The organism is Acinetobacter portensis, from assembly GCF_023158935.1.
GTDB lineage: Bacteria > Pseudomonadota > Gammaproteobacteria > Pseudomonadales > Moraxellaceae > Acinetobacter > Acinetobacter faecalis.
This window is the reverse complement of record NZ_CP096121.1, coordinates 154,116-175,303: the sequence shown is the minus strand read 5'-3', so window position 1 is coordinate 175,303 and position 21,188 is coordinate 154,116. Positions and strand designations below refer to the sequence as shown.

The 21,188-nt window shown below is 35.9% G+C and carries 14 protein-coding genes and 1 pseudogene; 12 read left to right on the top strand and 3 right to left on the bottom strand.

The window, feature by feature from the left end; translation table 11 throughout:
- Positions 1 to 165 precede the first annotated feature (165 nt).
- On the bottom strand, positions 166 to 6,798 hold the full coding sequence (locus tag MZO21_RS13640; protein ID WP_005028698.1) for a strawberry notch C-terminal domain-containing protein: 6,633 nt from the start codon (positions 6,796 to 6,798) through the stop codon (positions 166 to 168).
- A 31-nt stretch (positions 6,799 to 6,829) separates the two neighbouring features.
- Entirely contained in the window at positions 6,830 to 8,464 is a 1,635-nt protein-coding gene (locus MZO21_RS13635; RefSeq protein WP_005005782.1) for a hypothetical protein, read from the bottom strand.
- 1,692 nt (positions 8,465 to 10,156) lie between these two features.
- Between MZO21_RS13635 and MZO21_RS13630 the strand changes: the two genes are divergently transcribed.
- The 6 genes from MZO21_RS13630 (at position 10,157) to MZO21_RS13605 (ending at position 16,493) form a co-directional block, all read left to right on the top strand.
- Entirely contained in the window at positions 10,157 to 10,633 is a 477-nt protein-coding gene (locus tag MZO21_RS13630) for a hypothetical protein (protein ID WP_005005780.1), read from the top strand.
- Positions 10,634 to 10,800: 167 nt separating this feature from the next.
- Positions 10,801 to 12,591 (top strand): hypothetical protein, encoded by a 1,791-nt coding sequence (locus tag MZO21_RS13625; RefSeq protein WP_005005779.1) that lies wholly within the window; start codon positions 10,801 to 10,803, stop codon positions 12,589 to 12,591.
- Positions 12,584 to 13,186 (top strand): hypothetical protein, encoded by a 603-nt coding sequence (locus tag MZO21_RS13620; protein ID WP_005005776.1) that lies wholly within the window; start codon positions 12,584 to 12,586, stop codon positions 13,184 to 13,186. The genes MZO21_RS13625 and MZO21_RS13620 overlap by 8 nt, the downstream gene beginning before the upstream one ends.
- A 161-nt stretch (positions 13,187 to 13,347) precedes the next feature.
- The gene (locus tag MZO21_RS13615) at positions 13,348 to 14,157 is read left to right on the top strand and encodes a hypothetical protein (RefSeq protein WP_248104030.1); all 810 of its coding nucleotides are present in this window, start codon (positions 13,348 to 13,350) and stop codon (positions 14,155 to 14,157) included.
- A gap of 685 nt (positions 14,158 to 14,842) precedes the next feature.
- Complete coding sequence (locus MZO21_RS13610) at positions 14,843 to 15,973, top strand: hypothetical protein (protein WP_005005771.1); 1,131 nt, start codon at positions 14,843 to 14,845, stop codon at positions 15,971 to 15,973.
- A gap of 7 nt (positions 15,974 to 15,980) precedes the next feature.
- Entirely contained in the window at positions 15,981 to 16,493 is a 513-nt protein-coding gene (locus MZO21_RS13605; protein ID WP_005005767.1) for a hypothetical protein, read from the top strand.
- 65 nt (positions 16,494 to 16,558) lie between these two features.
- On the opposite strand, the gene MZO21_RS13600 is transcribed toward MZO21_RS13605, so the two are convergent.
- On the bottom strand, positions 16,559 to 17,212 hold the full coding sequence (locus MZO21_RS13600) for a hypothetical protein (protein WP_005005764.1): 654 nt from the start codon (positions 17,210 to 17,212) through the stop codon (positions 16,559 to 16,561).
- Positions 17,213 to 17,376: 164 nt separating this feature from the next.
- On the opposite strand from MZO21_RS13600, the gene MZO21_RS13595 reads away from it, so the two are divergent.
- The 6 genes and pseudogenes from MZO21_RS13595 to MZO21_RS13570 form a co-directional block, all read left to right on the top strand.
- A complete protein-coding gene (locus MZO21_RS13595) occupies positions 17,377 to 17,799 on the top strand; it encodes a hypothetical protein (protein ID WP_005005760.1) in 423 nt (140 codons plus the stop codon).
- A gap of 5 nt (positions 17,800 to 17,804) precedes the next feature.
- Entirely contained in the window at positions 17,805 to 18,314 is a 510-nt protein-coding gene (locus tag MZO21_RS13590; RefSeq protein ID WP_005005759.1) for a hypothetical protein, read from the top strand.
- A 9-nt stretch (positions 18,315 to 18,323) separates the two neighbouring features.
- Positions 18,324 to 18,812 (top strand): hypothetical protein, encoded by a 489-nt coding sequence (locus MZO21_RS13585; protein ID WP_005005757.1) that lies wholly within the window; start codon positions 18,324 to 18,326, stop codon positions 18,810 to 18,812.
- On the top strand, positions 18,805 to 19,584 hold the full coding sequence (locus MZO21_RS13580) for a M48 family metallopeptidase (RefSeq protein ID WP_005005756.1): 780 nt from the start codon (positions 18,805 to 18,807) through the stop codon (positions 19,582 to 19,584). Before MZO21_RS13585 ends, MZO21_RS13580 begins: the two co-directional genes overlap by 8 nt.
- Before the next feature lie 15 nt (positions 19,585 to 19,599).
- A complete protein-coding gene (locus MZO21_RS13575) occupies positions 19,600 to 20,535 on the top strand; it encodes a hypothetical protein (protein ID WP_005028393.1) in 936 nt (311 codons plus the stop codon).
- 37 nt (positions 20,536 to 20,572) lie between these two features.
- Positions 20,573 to 21,141 (top strand): annotated as a pseudogene (locus tag MZO21_RS13570) (IS3-like element ISAba14 family transposase); the annotation flags it as partial.
- Positions 21,142 to 21,188 lie beyond the last annotated feature (47 nt).

Genomic DNA, 21,188 nt, shown 5'->3' with positions numbered 1-21,188 from the left:
ATTAGAAGATTCCTCTAAGGGATTAGAGTTGCACATAAAATACCTGTATTTGTTTTTTAAAACGTCAATGTGATCGTCACGGATATGATACATGGTATATACGAACTAGACCACACGTAATTGTTATTCACGTATGGTCTGGTATATACCTTTTAAGGGAGGGTTTTAGAAAGATAATTGCTGGATTTCTTGATCGTTATCTAAGGTTTTACCCTTAGGTAACTCAGCCTTATAAGCTGGCTCTTCTGGAGGATTAAGCATACGGTTAATTTCATTTAAAAAGTAATCATTACCATCAGGAAGCTTAGATTTTAAATCCAAAAAGGCAGCTTCAATTTTGGTTGTACTGTCCAGCTCGTCAACAAAGCGTTCAACATCCTTGAGATCAAGCGCAAATCTAAACTCATTACGGCCTGGCTCAGTAAAGTGGATGTTCAACGATTCATCTGTTTTACCGCCTTTAGGATCATGGAATACGTTGGTATTCGACATAAAGCGATTGAACTGTTTTGCAACAGATTTCACCGTCACATTAAAGCAGTCTGACCCGTTGTAGTAGAACTCAATACTTGCTTTCTTGTACGGGAAATTAACCTTAGTACCCACATAGTTATTGCGGTTGAAATCAATGTTTACAGGCAATTGATTAAAGAAGTTCGCAATCTCTTTAACTTGCTTAAACGTCACTTGGTTTTCAAGAGAGCTTTCAAACAAGTCAGTTGGTGTATTTGATGGCAATAATAACGCACGGTTACGCATACCATCAGCATCGGTAAATATAACGGTTGAATGTCGTAGATCTAGTGAGCTGACAATCTTATGTGCCTTGAACATATTGCCCGTTAAGGTAATCGCTTGTCGTGTGACATCACCAGACGGCGCTTTCTCAAAATAGGTACGCGTATAACGGGAATAATTGTTTTGTTCAGTAAATAAGTTCACCAAGGGTTGACGATCCTCAACATGACGTCTATTCACATCAGCATAAGAATAAAATTCAGGATTGAAGCGTTTTAGGATAATACGTCCTTTTTCACTCACTGGAGCTACCCAATCCAAGTCTTGCTTGGCATTTTGCATGGTGTAATTGATCAGTGGAACTTTAAACGACTTCTTATCACCAGGGTAAACCAAATCAAGCTTAACCGCATTCGGTGTGATTGCACCTACACGTAACGGCGGTAGGTCTAGACGTAGCAAAGCACCTGTTTTGTGATCTGGCGTCACTTCATCATCAAAAAGACTAGGTTTTGAGATAAGGAACAATAACCCATGCGCTGAATGACCTTCTTTTTCGTTCCTTTCCATAGAACGAGCCAAGAATTTTAGATCCTGAACAATTCGATACATGCGATCAAAGTTAGAGGTCAAAATAGGATCATTGGCAAGATAAACCGCTTCAGCTACTTTTTCAAAAGCATCTGCAGAGTGATCATCAGGTTTACGAAATTGAATATCATCAATGTGTTTTACATTGGCTTCAACAACACCGAAATGATCAAATACTTCGTGTCGATAATCACGAATCACTTCACCACGCATTTGCCCATTTTTGAAAAATAACTTTTGCTTAGCAAAGCCTTCATATTTTTGGTACATCAATGCCTCAAAGTTATAGGCATAGTGTAGTAGTCCGTGTACCGTTTCATTGATGTTTTCATTGATACGTTTAAATTGACGCACCAGATAATCATCACTTTCTTTGAACATGAGTTTTAGATTGTCAGCACGTAATGGCTCAACATGTTCAATGTATTGCAGACCTTCAAAACGCACAGGTAGATCAAAGGTATTGATCTTGGCTGCTTCTGTTTCTGAAGTCACGGTAAAGAAGTTGTCCTTCACTTCAAACTCACGGACTTTTTTAGCTTTCCAGTCTAAAAAGTTGGTCTTGAGAGGGTTACGACCCAACAAGTCTAATTCACGGATCTTATCGTTATAGTCAACAACCAAGTCTTGATAAACCTGTTCTTGCTGACTAATCGGCATCAAAATCAGTTTAGATAGCAACTGGTTCACATGATAGTTTTGCGCCGTGCGATATGATGGTCCTTTTTCATCATCCGAAATATCAATATCAAGTGTGTTCGCCAAGTTTACGTTATTTTTTAAATAGTCCAACGCTACCCGGTTGCCAATGTAGTTGAGCATGTCAGGATAATCGTTTTCGTTAAACTTGGTTTCTGAGTTGGCAGAGACGTTCGCTGATAGGGTAGACAGTTTACGCATCATCATTAAGTGCATACGTGTTTCTGCTGGAATACCCGAATCTACTGTCGTCATAATCGGATGTGATTCTTCACCACGGCGACCCACACGACCGATCATCTGAATCGTATCGGTAGAGTTCTCAGGTTTTTGCAAGAAAAACAACTCACGTTGGCGCAAGTGATCCGATGGAATTGTAGGATCAGGGTTTTTGGCTGCATGTAGAGAAATACCCGTACAACCAGAGCGAGTCACAATAACAACATCGATTTCACCAGATTGGAATTTTGATTGAACCAAAATCTTACCTTGTGTCGTATTGTTCTCTTGTTTATTAACCTTCCATTTGCCGTCTCTTGTTTCCGTTAAGTGGATCTGACGGCCAGAGATTTCATCAATCTTGAAGCCAGCTTTTGTCACCTTGTTACGTAGTACGTCCAAAGGCATCAAAGGTAGGTCAGGGAACTTTTGAATCTTTTCTTTGATACGATCCAAAATGATTTTATACGGACTTACCACTGGATCGCCGTTTTCATTAAATGTCACTTCCGTACTGAGCTTCTTAACGAACGAGTTACCGTAGTTATCTTCAGCTTTCACCACATCGATGCGATCTAACATCACTTCAAGCAAGTCACGGAATTGTGGGAGTTCATCTAAAACAGAAATTTGACTTTGCAGATAGCTACCGCGCTTATATTCAAGCTTAGTCAATTCCTTTTGAATATTTTTCGCTGCTTTTTCATCGCCAGCGTCACGGTTTTCTTTGATCATGAGTTTTTGAAGCTCATTTTCAAGAAATTCAATTTCTGACGATACCGACTTGAAGTTATTAAACGCTTTTTCTTTTTCAGGCGAATCAGCGGTAACGTCTTGCGCCGTATCTGCTTTTAAAATCGCTTCCATGCGACTTTGCATCAAAATGTTGAATAGACTCTCACCCGTATTTTCCAAACCAATCACGGGCTTTCTACCCTCATGTAATGCCTGAATCACAGCATCACTTGTAGAGTCAGTTTTCAATGCCAATAGGAATTGCTTTTGGATCTGGTACATTCGAGATCCAAAGTTCATCACACTCAAACTTAAACGGTTTTTCGGATCGTCTGAATCCTGATGAAAGTCTAAATTGGCAACAGCATCATCATCATTGGCAATGTTTTCTAGCGCATCGAGGCGAATATCTTTAGAAAATTTCACCATGTCCGTCAAGATGTCAGAAAGAACATCTGAGTAATTGTGAAATTTCTTAATTTCCTCTTCAGTTGGCACAAAGGTTTGAATGGTAATGTGCGAGAGATCTTGCTCTCTACGAATCATGGCAGAGCTGTCTACCAAACCTTCAGAAATAAACTCCAAAATTGGACCATCTGCATTATCGATAACCTTTTGTAAGTCATTACGAGATACGGATCGAGGGAACAATTTATGGAAGAATTCAAGATTTTCAGGTTTCTTAATTGCCGATGCAGACTGGAAATTAATTAGATTGGTCTGATCAATAACATCTAAGAAAAATTGACTTGTAGCTGATTTCAAGGATGCTGCACGGTGCGTTTCATCCATCACCAAAACAGTGTCTTGATTAATAAAACGAGTCAATAACGCACGTTTCCGGTTTGGTCGGTTAAATTGGCTATACGTTGCCAATACCAAGTCATGTTGCGCTGGAATATCTTCAATTTCCTTAGGTAGATCTTGGCCAGTGAATAAAACCTCTTCAGTACCAAAGCGGTTAATCACAGCATCCGAGTTAAAGATAAACGGATCTTTAAAGAACTTGTCACTGTCTGTAGCAACAATATCACGCCAAATGTCGTTCAAGAGTTGCGTTGTATCTGTAAGGAAAACAGGGGGCTTTCCTCTTAACGCACTATATCGTAAACACGCAGCTGCAATACGACCTTTACCTAAACCCGTCTGGTCGCCAATAAGCACAGGTAAGTTTTGGTCAAAACGTAAAATGATATGGGCAACCGCATCGACCTGTTCACATGCAAAAGCGGACTTTAGTGCATCAAAATTGTCATATTGCAATTTCTTAGCGACATAGGCATCAACAAGAGTAGGGTAGTTACCATTATCGACTTCAGCTTGGAAATTGATACCCCCAAAACCTAATACATTTTGGATGTGTGTAGTCAATTGAGCATTTGCCTGATTAATCGCTTTAATCTGGTTTTTAGCCACTAAAGCAATTGGCTCAGATGCCATAGACATCGGTATATACTTAACTTGGTATATATTTTCCGGAGTTGGTTCTGTTGTGTTTTCAGCATTAGGAACAGGAACAATCGGCTGTAAATTTGATTGGTCAGATTCAACAGTCGGTTCTTCTTTTTGCTCAGTACCGATCGCTAATTCAGAATTTAACTTAGCAATCTCTTCAGCAGTTAAACCCGGTTCCTGTTTTACTTGCTCTACCGCTGGTTCTTCAGCTGGTGTTTGTTCAGGTGTTTCACCCTCATTGGTCGCCGTGGTATCACCTACTTGAAGATTAACGTCATCGTCAAGGTCTTCATCCAGATTTTGGTTCTCGTGCGGATTCTTTACCTCAGGCACGAAATCATTGTCATTTTCATTTTCAAACGTTGGTGTAGCTTCAGTTGGTGTAGGTACATCATCATCTGAACTGGTTGTTTGCGTACTAACTTCAACGGTTCCGAAGTCAAAAGAAACTTTATTCGGTTTTGATTTAGGTTTACGACCAAACATCGGTTTTGGTTTGACAGCTTCCTCTTGCTTAATCTCTTCTTCTTTAGCGACCACGACTTCATCAAACATAGTGACTGCAGACGTAGGCGTTACACTTGATGCAATATCTTCAAGTGGCGAAACAGGCTGTTCATCACCTAGACTGGCAAACAAATCGTCATTTTCTTTTTCAACAGGCTTAACCTCAACAACAGGTTCAACCACTGGTGCTTGTTGTGCTTGTTGCTCAACTGGAGTCGGAGTAGTTGGCTTGAAGTATAGATCCTTATTCGGATTCAAACGATTATAGATTACGTTATTAGCCCATCCCCAAAGTTCGTCATAGTCCGTAATGACTTTCAACTTATCTGGTACCACAGAAGATTGGTAAGTTTGTAGTAACGCTTGTTCGTTTTTACGATTGCCTACCACTAACATACGAACATTTTGATTAGCGCCGTTTCGTGCATATGCATTGCCGTGGATTTCTACAACCGCCTCAACTTCATAATGCTTATAGAGATAATTAAGTAAATTCTTTGATTTACGCTCAACCGTACCATCTGAAATCTGTTTATCTGAGCCAATAATGAAAACTGAACGCCCTTGATCGTTTCGTGCGTTTAGTGATTTAACCAGAATGGCATGGTCCAATTTATCCGTACTGAACCAGACGTTTTCTGATGGATCTACCAATAATGGGTTTGGATCTACGCCGTTACGCTGTTGAACCAAAATTGGTGCAACACGTTCTAGTTTATCCATAGCACCAAAAGGAGGGTTGGCAATCACATAGTCAACTTTTTGCTTAAACGTTTGCTCAAAATCAATTTGTGTAGCATCTGCAGTAACAACCGTGCATTCATAATTTTGAGTCAGTGCTTTTGTACGTTCAGCACGTTTGGGATCTAACTCAACCGCATAGACAGAAGCATTACGCTCTTGGGTTAATAAACCGATTAAAGATCCATTACCCACAGTTGGCTCGAGCACGGAAAAGTTTTGTTTTGTTCGGTTATCACCCTCAATCAATAAGCGCTGAGCCACAAGTGACATCGGGATTGGAGTCGAATATTGCTGTAACATACGAATCGTATTGTTTCGCATGGTCTTAGTCGGCATGCGATTGTATAACGCTAAACTCGTTTTAAATGAGCTCTCAGTAAAATCAAGCTCACCTAACTTTTCGACCATCACTGTTTCAAGCGCTTCTTCTGCAGTATGGATCTGTTTATCTGTTACCTTGGATACATCAACGTCAGCATTTTTGGCTTGCGTGATTAGAGCTAAAAACTTTAAAAAGTCCTGGTGATTATGGCTCTTTGTTTCATGTTCTAATTGATAGATATAGCCTCTTAAGCATTCTTTTAAATCTTTTTGCTTGGTCGCACGTAAGTACAGACTAGACGGCTGATCATTAGGACCTTCAGGTATTTGCGTACCTTGGGCATTCACGTAAAAACGGTTATGAGCTGAAGCATAGATTTTGTTGCCATCAGAGTTATAACCGAGTGGAGTTGCACTATTCAACGCAACGTTCAATCGTTGTGGCACCAATGTTTTTGCTTGGGCATTGAACAAATCATGCAATTCTTGGCGAGTCGCAAGCACACTACGGATAAATTCTTTTGGAATACCCAAAACTTCATGAAACAGTCTTGGTTTGATCGTTTCATTCAAATTGTATTGATACAAGTGACCGTCAAAGTGAGGATAAGCCTCAAACTTCATCGGTGTAAAACCAATGTTATTCAAATTTTCTTTAGATAGTTTTTTTTGAACGTCCAATAAGAGTAATTGGCTATCCGTCTGGCCAACACGCCGTACATCGAGATATACACCAGCTTGTGATAAGTCGATCCATTTAATTTTTTCGTTTAAATCATGAGTAGTCATAGCGAACCTGAAGAAGAATTATTAAATTTGATTAAAAAGTCATGTCGTTATAGACATCAGAAGTCGCAGCCTTTTCTTGGCTTTTCTTAACATCCATTTCTGGCTGTCTGACTTTCATCATTAACTCTTGTGGATCAGGTAAAAGATCGTGGTTGAAGTTCTTAGATAACGGACTATCGATTGAAGCTTTATGTTGCTGTACATGCTCTACCGTAATTTCTGAAAAGTTCAACGCATTCATACGGGTTTGAGTAAGTTCAACAGGCTCGATAAACGAGACAAAACAATTATTCGAGTTCCGTTGGTGTGGTTGAATAACAATAAACGCTTCAGCAAATTGCTGTTTTGCATGCGTCAATTTATTCATGGTCTGACGATCAACTTGACTTAAAAATTGAGGATTTAAGTCGTGCGGTTTTGGATTGCCGTAGTCATCGGTAAATTGATTCACTAGGGGAGGTGCACCAACACCACGAACACCCTCACCAGTACGTAAATCTATTTCTGGATCTACCTTGCGAAAACCAGCGTGAGGCGTTTTATTGTTGAAAAATTTCTTTAAGAACGTGTCTTTGTAAAGCGCACCTAGTTGTAGTTGTTGGCCATGATAAACCTCAGGCAGTAATTTTTGACTCACCAAGCCAGCGTAAAGACGTTTTAAATTTTGATTTTTTTCTTTGTCTACATCTTCATTGTAGAACACTTTAATTTGTCGATCGCCAAGTAATGCAAACAGGGCAATACGGGCCTGGTCCATAACATAAACGTTCTGAGCCTGTTTATCGAACTGGTCTTTTTCATGCTGGTTGGATGGTACAAAATTTGGATCAAAAGTTGCGGTGTGAAAGTCATTGCCGTTCAAAATATCTTTGATACTTTCAATCGGATCTTTAGCAACCCGATAAGACTTTTTAGTTTTATCAATACCGCCACGTTGCATCAACGGATCTGGCTTAGCGAATTGCTTAACACTTTCACGATCAGCACTGTCATAGGTTGGAATCAATGGGATTGTAGTTAATACAGAACCAGACTCATAGCGCACAACAATTTTTGAAAATGGAATGCGCTCAGGTTGGTTGTCAGTACTATTCGATAAAGATTTAACAAGAAGCTGTAAATTATTTTTAATAATAGCGTTATGAAGTGCTGGAGAATTAATTTTTACATTGGGCACTTGCATATGTGCTGCATCTTCAATGATTTGAGCTTTAACAAAGAAATCGCCGTTTTTTTGTTGATGCACATTGATAGAAGTGACTGCTTTGATTAATTGTGAATTCGGGTTGTTACTCATTACGTTGCACCACTGAGCAACATAAGTTTTATAACCGTCAAGAGATTCGTAGGGTGAGTCAACACATTTGTCAAAACAGATAATTCGACCACGGTTAGCACCGCGATTATGTGTGTCTAATGAAGTACGTTGGTTACGTCCAGAATCAAATTTTGCGTGGACTTCATCTACTGAAACATTCTCAGTATGATGCTTGTTGAGTTTATTAATGATCTTCGTGAATTCTTCAGATGAACTCATTCGTATGCGAACTGGTTCATTGGTAGACATATCAAAGCCGTATGCATACAGCTCGTCTTGTTCATCATGTTTGTAAAATTGATCTACAGTCATGACGATACGTTTAATCGTATTATCACTTTTACTCATTTCTTAAATTCCACGCTTTATATTTTTGATTGCTGGTCATTGACTCAAGCTATTTATAAAATACTACAAAACCTCATTGGTATATACTAAGGAGGCAAATAAAAAATTAAAAAATATATTAAAAAGTTTAAGAGTAAATTTTTAAAAAGAAATTTTTTGTTTATTATCTTTCTAATTAAGGGAAGTTAATTAGGGACATTTTTTATGCTTATTTTTCATGATATTACAGGATTAGTACGGAAAAACACAAATGGTACGAGCGAAAATCAAATTCATTTGAGCGCAAATTGAATTTGAATTTTTAGAAAATAAGGCGTTTTTAGCTGGTTTTTGATGTTTTTATCCACTTTCCTATTAAATTCTATCCACAAATTAAGTTCTTGTATATTAGAATGAATTTAAAAATATGAGTAAAATATTGTTCATTTTTTAGCTTTTTGCAATATTGGAAATTTGCAAACTAGCAAGTGTTGTAAGTCGCTGTTTATAATAAAATTAAATAGAATAAAAAATACTTCCAGCGCAAATTAAATTCATTTGAGCGCAAATTAAATTCAAAACGTTGCGGATAACTTCTCCAATTTCCTGAGAGCCTTGATAATAAAGACTTTCAGATTTTATGAGGAATAGCCCTTATATATGACCCAACGATCGCTATTTAGCTTGTTTTACGACAAATCAATAACTTACGCCATTAGGACGGAAGAAAGTTTACAACCCATTTATAAAAAACTTTCGCTGAGTTCAGACTATAACAGAAAATCAATGAGTTACGCCATTAGGACGGAAGAAAGTTTACATCCACTTATAAAAAACTTTCGCTCGTATTTTGACACAACTATAAATCAATAACTTACGTCATTAGGACGGAAGAAAGTTTACAACCCATTTATAAAAAACTTTCGCTGGAAGTTAGGTACAGCCAAAAAGTTATAACCTAACCTTAAAACATACTAAACATACTATCTATGATAGTTGAGCTATTGGATCTGGACAAAAAAGTAAAATCAATAACTTACGCTATTAGGACGGAAGAAAGTTTACAACCCATTTATAAAAAACTTTCGCTCGTATTTTGGCACCACTATAAATCAACAACTTACATCATTAGGACGGAAGAAAGTTTACACCCACTTATAAAAAACTTTCGCTCGAAATTTGCCAGCAATATAAATCAACAACTTACATCATTAGGACGGAAGAAAGTTTACAACCCATTTATAAAAAACTTTCGCTCGAAATTTGCCAGCACTATAAATCAACAACTTACATCATTAGGACGGAAGAAAGTTTACAACCCATTTATAAAAAAGTTTCGCTCGAAATTTGCCAGCACTATAAATCAACAACTTACATCATTAGGACGGAAGAAAGTTTACAACCCATTTATAAAAAAGTTTCGCTCGTATTTTGGCACCACTATAAAACAATAACTTACGTCATTAGGACGGAAGAAAGTTTACAAACCATTTATAAAAAAGTTTCGCTGGGTGCCTATCTTGAGCACATATTTATTTGATCAAGTATTACATTGGTTAACTTACATTGTAATTGTGAATATTACTCATATAAGGCACTGTTTTTCATAGTCTTATTTATTAAGAAATTACTGTTAAAAATGCTTTTAATCGTAGTCTAATTAACGAATTGATGCTATAATGTCTACTCAGAATGCCTATGGGAATTCGAGATATGCAATATCAATCATTTAGTCTTAGACATCAAAAAATACTCATTGACTTCAATGTGTTTAGCTCTGGCTCGTCTGATATTTTGCTAAAAGGTGTTTTATCTGCCGAATTGCTTATTCTAGTTGATAATTTAAATGCATTTTATTCTGCAGAAGACGGTAGATACGTTGTATCAGCTGAAAAAGTTAACCACGTTACAGGTCTAGATTTTAATAAGAAAACTATCAACCAGATCATGCGTGAAGCTTGTGATTTATCATTTATGATTGATACAGATGCGAAGCAAGCTGCAGCACCTATGATTGACGAAATTCAAATCTTATCAAGTGGCGATATTACTTTTAAACTCACTAAAAGCTTTGATTTTTTTAGAAATTCTCTTAGTTTTAAAAGCATATATGAGAAGCTACCATACAGGTTCACTACTTCTAAACTAGAGTTACCGCAGATCGGTCAACAAATAATGTTAATTGCGTAATTAAGCCTCTGACGAGGCTTTTTTATTGTCTAAAATTTAGTTAGTATATACACAGCTTTAAAGCGAAAAGACTACAACGTTAGTTGGGTTGCAAATATATTTTTATTTTTATTTTTTAATTCAATCTCAGGCAATGTACGTTGTACGTTGTCTAAAGTGGAGCAGTTATGCAAGATTCTTCACAAGTCTGCATAAGTAAAGGAATTTCAGAAGATGAAATTTTTGGACTATCGCAGTCAATCAAAGACTCAATTATTAATGCCGAAACAAAAACCATGGATCTCTTGGGTTACGGCAACAAAATCAGTAATTTCATAGTCGAATGTTATCTAGATATTCCAGTTGTTGATCAATTCATTTTTTACTTAATGTTGGTGAATGCCAAAAATAAGTATGCACATCAGCTGCAGCGCGTTATCGCTGAAAAACCTGAATTATCCCAAATTGAAGCATTACAACTAGCGAACAACTTTGTTCTGAATTTTGAATACATCCGTCAAATTCTTTTATTCAAAAATAAAGCTAATTACCTTAGCAATGGCCGTATCAAATCTTTGGCATGGAATACGCTAAATAGTGTTGGTAAAGTGATGCTACCAATGAGCTCTTTACGCCAAATGGACAGCGAACCATTTTCAAGAAATGACGTAGACAGCGTAACTCATAAAAGAATGTTTGCCAGTACGGGCTATTTTGAATTAGATAACAATGCGTTTATTTGCTATCAGCTTGAAGAAACGTTGATTGCCAATCTATCTGAATTAGATTTTGATAAAAAGGGGCGCTACACAGTTCTCGACACTTTAACGGTTCTTGGATTTAAGGACCGTTTTGATCTTTATATGTATAACTTGATGAAGATCAATGAGTTTCGTGGCGAAGTGGTTATTCCTTACATTGACTTCAAAGCATTAACCGAGTTTTCAGTAGAATTTAAATACAAAGCAAGTGATTTTTACCGTAAACGACTTCTTGTTTCATTAGAAAGACTGAATAACAATCCATCTATTGAATTATTTATTTCTGTTAAGTATGAACCATGCAATAAGCGTACACCAGATCGTGACAATTTTTGCAATTATCGTTTTCAGATTCAGTTGAAGTCCAACTATCGTAAAGCGCTTAATACATTAAATGAAATGTGTGCAAAGGTTCAGGATGAACAGGGCAATGAGCTTAAAATCAGTAATGCGCTCTTCACTTCAGCAATTCGATTGAATAATGGTGAACCTGAAAAAGTAATAGAACTTGTTAAGGATCGTTTAGCTGCTTATACAACTAAGAATGGACCATCATATTTAGCTAAAAATCTTAATTTGGTTGCGTCTTATGTTACGCGAGCTCTAGAAGATCTATATAAAAGTAATCACTTCTTTGAAAGATTCCTAAACGATATGAAGCAAGCAGATAATTTACTTTATCTGAGAAATCGTGATAAGAAAGTTGAGATCGAAAACAAAAGTGCATCTACTTTCTCAAGCGAATTCATTAATATTCGCGACAAAGTTGATGTTACCACTTGTGAAATTCTTACAAACGCTGAGTACATTTCAAAGAAAACGGAAGCTACTGTAATTATTGATTATGCTTTCATACGTAATTCTATTTTTATTACACATCCTCATTTGCGCCACCAGCGAAATGCAGACGAGAAAAAATACATAGATCTCGTGTGTGAAAGCACAAAGCTTTGCCAAATATTCTTTGGTACGGGTAATGAAAATAAAAAAACGTTAACTCAAAACTATTTAACAGAACTCCTGTTTGAACATTTTTTTGATGATAATTTCCACTTGAACTCAGATGTATTAAAGAATCTTCTAAAAAAAGATAAGGACTATTGGGTACAAGAAAAGCAAAAGACATTTATGCGGTTGTGGAAACTTGCAAATGAGTTCAGTTTAAAAGCTATTAGTCCAGCGAACTACAACGGTAAAGAGAGTTCAGACAATGAATAATAAACTTTATTTATGTGCAATTTTTACGGCTACTATATTGAGTAGTAGTGCAAATGCCGATTTTAGTGATTGGTATAAAAAAGCAACTTCAAATGAAGATTCAACTCAGCAAGTGCCAGCTCAACAACAGCAAGCACCTGGTCAAATTCAACAGCAAGCACCAGTTCAGGTTCAGCAACAGCCGATACAGCAAAGACAATATAATTCTAATCGGAACACCACAGCTACGCGTTACCAAAACAATAATGCAAATGTCACTGGTGATTCTGGCCTTGAAGCACGAATGAATAACTTGAATTCGACCATTGAGAATCTAAACAAGTCATCAAAAAGTGGTGACAACCTCACGAATAACTATCTAAATATTGTTCAATTCATAGTGATAAACGAAGAAACACGTAAATTGGATGGTAAAGACAATACATCACTGATCAATAACATGTTGGCTGGTATTGTGAGTTGTCAGAATAAATACAAAGTCGATGTTATACAAAAAGTGAATAATCAACTCCCAAGAGATGTTGCTAACACCGTACAACGGTATTTAAGCCAGAATGGACGCTCTATTGGTGCAAACGGCAACTGTTTATACTAATTAAACCCCCTTTTAAAACCGTCCTTAAAAGGCGGTTTTTTTTATTCTTAAAACATACCTATTTATTTTAAAACCACATTCTATATACTACTAACAGTTTAATGAATATTAATGTGGGTTTTATCATGATCAGTTCTAAAACAATATATGAACTATATCAATTGCTGAATCAATCCGAAGTACAAGAATTAAAATCATCTATAACTGAGACTTTTGGTGCAGATGTGGAAAGTGAAGTTGATAAAAGCCCGGTCTTACAGCAAAAGATCAATTATTTTATTTATCAATATATACATCTCAAGCATCCAGAAAGAACAGACAAGATCTTATTCGATGCAAATGAGTCGGCTCACGAGGTTGTAAAAACAGAACACCTTAAAAGTGAGCCAGTACCCTTATTAAAAGATTTTGTATCAAACAGCAGCAATAAAAGTTTAGCACCTGAAGAACAAAAAGATGTAATTGCAGTCACTTTACCAGCCGAATTATCTGACATTCCTGTTGAACCAACAAATCAAAACCATACAGGAAATAATGAAGTAAAACATGACTATAACATTATCCTTGATGGTCGAACTAAGCTAAATATATTGCTCGAAAGATATTTAAGTGGTGTTGATGATGTGGCTCGTGAAATCATTGTGAAGTGCTTTCTTGTTATCTCTATATTTGTAGCACTGATCTCTCTTGTTATGGTTCTTCTGAATACGACCAATATTAACCAGATCCAAGAAATGTATGATATTGGCCATAAAACATTCCTATTCCAATATGCTGAAGTCTGCAATGTAAATGTTGAAGTTGCAAAAGCGAATCCATGTGTTATCTCAGAAATCAATAAACGTATTTCTGAACTATCAAATAGCAGATTTTGGAACACGTTCGGGGTGGTGCTTTTCTCACTTTTATCGTGCTTTTTCTTCTACCATATCTCTACTTACCGTGATTCTAAAGATAAGCACAACGGCTAGTCTTAAAAGGAGGGTAGGGTGTTTTAAAATGGTCTTAAAAGGCCATTTTTTTATTTTAATAACAAAGTTTTATAGTTGATAAAAGGTATTCTAAAAGTATAATAGATACACTCTTAAAACTGGAATGCGTTGTGCTTTTTAAAATTCCAAAAACGGGTGAGATTGATTCAAGTGAACAATCGATGACAGGCCTGGTACTCAAATCGGCATACAACTTAGTTGCCATTTTCAATATTTGCTACATCTTTGTAGTTGTATTCTTTGTGTTTGAAATGTTTTTAAATACAACGATATACAAGATTAAATATCTACCAGAAACCCTCAATACTCCATCATATATATTGCAAATCATCATATTCATTTTATGTTTTTCTTCACTTCTGTATGCGATAAACAAAATGTTTGATGAAAAGTATATCCCTACACGCAAAGAAATCTATCTATTCCTTATCTCTTTTACTATCAATAGTTTATCAATGTTTAATTTTTTAGCTACCAAATAACACTGTAATACCAAGTTCCCACCGTAGCCTAAGCAAAAGTTACCTGTTTTTTTGGGTTTTAAAAGCAGTGAACAAGGGCAGAATTAAAACACAAAAAAATAAAATTAATAGTTTTAAAAAATATTTTTTAAAACTAAATCAGTGATAATATGTAACCAACGTTAAGTTTAAGAAAGTATATTATGTCTGATATTCGCAGCATCTATTTTTACGGTAATAATAAAAGCATCAAATTGGGTAAAAACCCAATCTTAAATACTGTCTTTGAAATTTTTCCAGCCACTAAAACCCCTTTAAAGCGGATTCTTAATCATAACCACCAGTGGGTTAGTAATTGCGCTTTTTACGTGCCTAACGATGTGAAAAGTGAATGGGTTAAAACGGTAACACTTTCAATTTTGACAATCTCAATTATGGCTTCCTTCCGTAATGCAATTGCACAGCAAAAAGGGTTGTCACCAAACGATGAAGCACTTGATGAAGAGGTAGAGAACCTTGTGCCAGATTCGTTATTCAATTCTGCTATTGAATTATCGGATCTTAAAAAAAGTTTATTAGAAGTTCTGCCAAATTTAATGAGCGAATACCTTGCACAAAACTTTGGTGAATACGAAAGCATTATTACAAACGGTGTAGCTAAGCTTTTTATTGATAACCATGAATTTTTGGATAAGCAACTTGATTCTGATGCTGGAACAGATAATCAGATTTCAATGTTAAATTTTACTGACAATGCAGATGAATTATTTCACACAACAAACTATATTTTAGTCCGTATTGCTGATTCAAATGAAAACTTGAAAATCAACTTTACTAACAGCAAACCACATGCAGAACACTTAGGCCGAATTCTGCATACATTGTTGGGGGATGAAAGTTTTGAGATCTCAAAAGGTTCAATTGAGATACCTAATGACGAAGATGGCCAAGAAATTTTCATCTTTGAAAAAGAAACGAACTTTATTGATTTTTACAATTCATTATTGCTGGAAGTTAGTTTTTTTCTAGATCATGCAACAGTCTTAGAGCATATAGAAAAGTATGCACCAATTAACCAAACACTAAGCAGTTTGAGTGAGAATTTAGAAAAGAATATTAACTTTGTCATTTCTTCATTCAAAGAAACTCGCGATCTATCTGCATATTTAGAAAGCCGTGCTCAAATCATAGGGTTAATTCATGAAGCTGCACAAATCGCCAGCATTGAAATACAGCCAGTTGCTCAGGCTAAGGACCTTAAATCGTTAATTGAATCGCATCACCTGGTTACTTTTAATGATAAAGACACCTTTAAACAATTTAATTTATTTTGAGGTGAATATGAAATTTGTTATTAAAAATGGCATTGGTACACGTAAAGTCGAAGTGGATCTCGCATTAGATATACCATTGGTGCTACAAAAATCCATTTCTGTAATTGAGTATGAAGATTTCTTTAAATATTTTAGTGAGCAACATTTTCACATTTGCAAATTTAGAACGTTGAACTTTAAAGATAATAGCGTAGAGGGAAGTAGTAAGGAATTAAATCGCTTTATCTGGCTTGCTATGGCACATCAAGCTTATATGGAGCGTAAAGCTTTACTACCAAGTAAATATATTGCGGATCTAGAAGCTTCAATTTCAAGCATGTTTAATTTAGAGAGCGAATCGCGAGAATGGTACCGAGCTATTCACAAAGCCATAGATGCTTACCTTAAATCACAATTTCCTGAAGCAATAGAGTTTTTACCTTCCAACATTGCACCACTGGATGAAGTGACTAAAATTCTTATGCAAGAAGTACAGCCAGTGATACCAGTTGCAGACGAGCCAGCGAAGCTTTATAGCTGATTCTAGAAATAATTAAGACATAAAAAAACCATCTAAAAATTAGATGGTTTTTTTTGTTTGTGTTTTTATAATTTTGCGAATACTTCAGGATTGTCATTCATAAACTGTTCAATGAAATCATTGTCTAATTCGACATGTTTTGGAAGCTTCTCATGTTCACGAACAATGGATTTTATAGATTCAATATTTTGCTGATTGAAAACAGGTGTTGTACGGCTCTTATAGCCAGTATCAGCCATCGCATAGCGATCATCAAACATACCTGAAGAGGTATTAGAATCGACTTCTGAGTCGCTTATAGATAGTGTTAAGTTGCGGTCTTCAGCTAACTTTAAAATGAATTCGTCAGAGATAAAGTTACGTAGCTCATGCAGCATAGATTCAACTTTATTGTGTTTAAAAAGCACCTTTGCAATTGAACGACAAGATAAGAAACCTTTTGTGATGTTTAGATCTAGTAATTTTTGAGGAATGATTGGATCGCTTTTCTTGTTGCTATTCGCGATCTGTTCAACTTCTTCATCAGTCATAGAAGCTATAATGTTTTTAAAGAAATTGCCATATTGAAACTTTTCAATTTTCTCCAGCATTGTCACTTGTTCTGTATCTAATAAGCAAAAAGAAATAGGTTTAAGCTTGCGTTGGTCGGTTTTGCTTAAACTGCCATTTTGGTTTAAGCGGTTCTCTTTGGTTTTAGCGTTAGTTTTAGAGTTAGTCATTTTAAACACCTTTCAATATGTTTTAAACCTTGGTTAATACCAATAATCATATTATAAGTGGTTTTAGCTAAAATACAAAAAATGAACATTTTGTTTTTTTAAAAAAATCTTTTAAATGTTTTTCGTATATACTATAAGAATATCTATCTTAAAAGGTATAACTCGTGATTAAAACTGATACAGGCGATACGGTTGGAGGGGGTTTAACGAATCCTCAGGATGAAGTTCTAGCATTGTTAGAAGAGTGCTTAAACTCTGAACAATATACAGCTCGTATTACTTATATTTGTGAAGATGGCGGTCAATTAGTAGGTAAAAAGGCAGCTTTAAAGATTTTAAAGGAACAAGAGGACAATGGTTTAATGCTGGTTCCAATACCAGTCTTAGGAAAACAACTAAGAGTCTGGAGTGGTTTAAGTAAAACCAAAATGTCTAGTCACACAGGATTGTACAACAATATACAGTGGTCAAAGTTTGAAAGTGGCGAAAAGTTAATAACAAAGCAAGCGTGGACATTACTTCAACTTAGACTTGGGGTTCATCCAAAATACAAATTGGTTTTAAAAAATGAATTAGATGTCGAGTGAATTATATGTTAGTGAAATTAGCCCTTAGTGGTCATGCTTCTCCAGAAGCTTTAAGTAAATTTGAACGTATCAAAGCGTATGTGCCAGATAGCGCACCTGTTTTGGTCACATACTTTAATAAACAAGTTTTATTAAGTGATCTACTGGTTAATTTTTCTAATTTTTTACCATCGCTCGAAATCACAAAAGATAAAGACATGCTGGTTACGATTAGAGGAAATGAAACACCTTTAGTCGAATTTATTGTCAATTTAAAACTATACAGCATGAAATTAGGCAAACTTTTCTTTGAATTTGAGAATCAATTTAAAGAAAAAGAGCAAGACTTTAAGGGCTTTATTAAACGTCACAAACTTAAAGGTTTTGATCATGCCAATTTTGTTAATTACGTGAAACTAGGTGCATATGATAGTGCTTTAGACATTATCAAACACCAGTACGAAAGCGTTAAAAAAACATTCTTTGTACTGTTTAAAGATCGTTTCACCCTATTAGAAAGCAAGGGTTTTATTTAAGGATATTCTATGGAAATGTTAGATCCATCAAACACAAACCCTGGGCTCTTTTTAGTCATAATGGCTACGGCAATTGGTACCATACTTTTTGGTTTTTTAATTGTCGCTTTAATTGCACGATATAAGTTCAAGATTAGAGTTACGGTATCTAGTTTTATAGCTGCAGTTACTTTATCTGTATTTAGCTTTATATGCTTTGGTTCACTTGGTCCGATGGAACCTAAATACAGTACTTCAGTTGTTCAGCTTTATGCGTTGGGCTTACTGGCTGGTACTTTAATATTAAATATAGTTCTTCTGAAATTATTCAGCCCTAAAACTATTGAACAGTTAGCTTTGAAAGGTTTTAATAAGTCAGAAAATGAACAAAAAGAGCATTACAAAAACATCTTAAAAGAGTTTAAATGTATTACTGATTTGGAAGATAAAAACAAGCTTAATAAGCGCAGTTTTAACTTGTTAAATGTTTTTAAACATAAAGGAAAACAAAATGTTTGATTTTAAGATGAAATCTTTGTGTGTTTTGGCTGTTGCCGGATCTCTTTTAACTGGTTGCGTATCTAGTACTATTGATGGAATGGGTTCTAAACGCAAACAAATCATGTTGTATTCTGAAAAAGAATATCTTCAGCAAAGTACTCAGTCTTACAACAACATCATCACGACTGCTAAACAGCGTGGATTGATTGTGAATAACGCTCAAGTAAATAGAGTAGCAAAACGTCTTATCGCACAAGTTCCACATTATCGAGCTGACGCAGCAAATTGGAATTGGGAAGTTAATACAATCCGAGATAATGAAATCAACGCGTTTTGTCTATCTGGAGGCAAGATCGGTGTGTTGACTGGTTCTATCACAAAAATTAATGCAACTGATGATGAATTGGCTGCACTGATCGGCCACGAAATTGCACATGCTTTACGTGATCATGGGCGTGAAAAGGTAAGTAAAAAGCTTTTAACTGGTTTAGGTGTGCTTGCAGCTAGTTCGGCTGGTCTTGGTGACATGGTTGTATCTGGCACAAGTTTACTAGGCGATTATGGGGTTAACTTACCTGGTTCGCGCAAACTTGAAAGTGAAGCGGATCTTCTAGGTGTTGATATTATGGTTCGTGCTGGTTACAACCCACAGGGCGCAGTCAGCTTTTGGAATAAAGTAGTAGCCCAAGAAAAACAGGGCACTAAAATTGATTTCTTATCAACGCATCCTACTTCAGAAAAAAGAATTGTAGCGATCCAAGAATACATCAACCAAAATTACAGGAAATAATATAAGGAGCTGGTTATGGATATTTACACAGTTATCCGAGTGAGCAAAAAGTTGTTTGACCACGGTTATGTTGTAATACCAGAACACAAAGTAGATTTTAAATCGGCTTTACTGCTCTTAAATGAACAAACCGTTGATGATCGATTTCTAATATCTAAAGATATAGTAGGTGCTGAAATCAGAGGGAATTTTGCCTTAATTGAAAAGGAGGGGAAGTTTCAATTGTTTACCAAAGGAATAGATTACTTTTGTTTGAATGTTGAGCCTGAAAAATCCAGTACTGATCCTAAACCTGAAAAAGAGGTAAAAAAGAGTAAAGTAGTTCTCAAAAACCGTTATTTATATAAAAGTGGCGTGAAGAAGATAGGGGAGCTGGACACGTACAAGAAAAGAAGCGTCAAGATTACGAATGTAGGAAAACCATTTGTACTAAAACAAAAATTGCATGACGTTCCAGATTGGCTTTTTGAAAAGCTAAAAGACCAAGATGTATGTTGGATCTATTTTGAATATGCTGAAGAACAATTATCAGAGGCACCAATAGAAACTGCACCAATCAATTTAAAAAGTGACATTGAAAGTTGTGTTAAATACTTTAAGTTACATGGTGAAAAAACAAGAAAAAAACCAATTATCAATGCTGAAGCACCAGGTAACGTAAACCTATTCAGATATTGTGATTTACGGCGCATTGATCAGGAATTAAAAGTCTTATTTGTTTGTAGTGAAAACTATCTTTGGTTACTGGAACAAAATAGACAAGATCCACTACCTAACATCAAATTAAACAATATTAGTTTTGGCGGTTGGATCATTCCCAAGACGACAAACCAAGATATGTTGAATAAGCTAATAATGTTAGATAAAGAATTAAAAACGAATCCAGATGCTTATCTTCTAAGTGTACGAGAGAGAGATGGATCCGTAAATTTGAACAACTCCTATAAGTGATATTCTGCTCCTCAAATGATGTTATAAACATCAATATATGGAGTATTTTATGGCACGTAGACCAAGAAGAAATCATTCAAATGATTTTAAAGCTAAGGTAGCACTTGCTGCGATTAAAGCAGAAAAAACACTTGCTGAATTGAGTGCTGAGTTTGATGTTCATCAAAACCAAATTATTGACTGGAAAAATCAATTGATCTCAGCTTCCTCGCAAGCTTTCGATCAATCAAAAGCTCCAACAGAACCACCCATCGATCTAAAAAAACTACATGCAAAAATCGGTGAGCAGGCATTAGAAATTGATTTTTTAGAAGGTGTGTTGAAGAAACTGGGCCGCTTCAACCACAAAAGTTAATCGACGACTCACTTCAGATTTCAGTATCTAAGCAAGCTAAGCTGCTGAAAGTCTCCCGTGGTTGTTATTACTATCGCCCAAAACCTGTGAGTGCATCAGATCTGAAGCTGATGCGATGTATTGATGAATTACATATGCAATATCCTTTTGCAGGCAGTCGTATGATGCGTGATTTGTTGAATCGTCAAGGACATCATATAGGACGACGTCATACACGTACTTTAATGAAGAAAATGGGTATTCAGGCTGTCATTTACAGCAATATAATAGAGTGGCATTATAGATAATCAATAGGTTG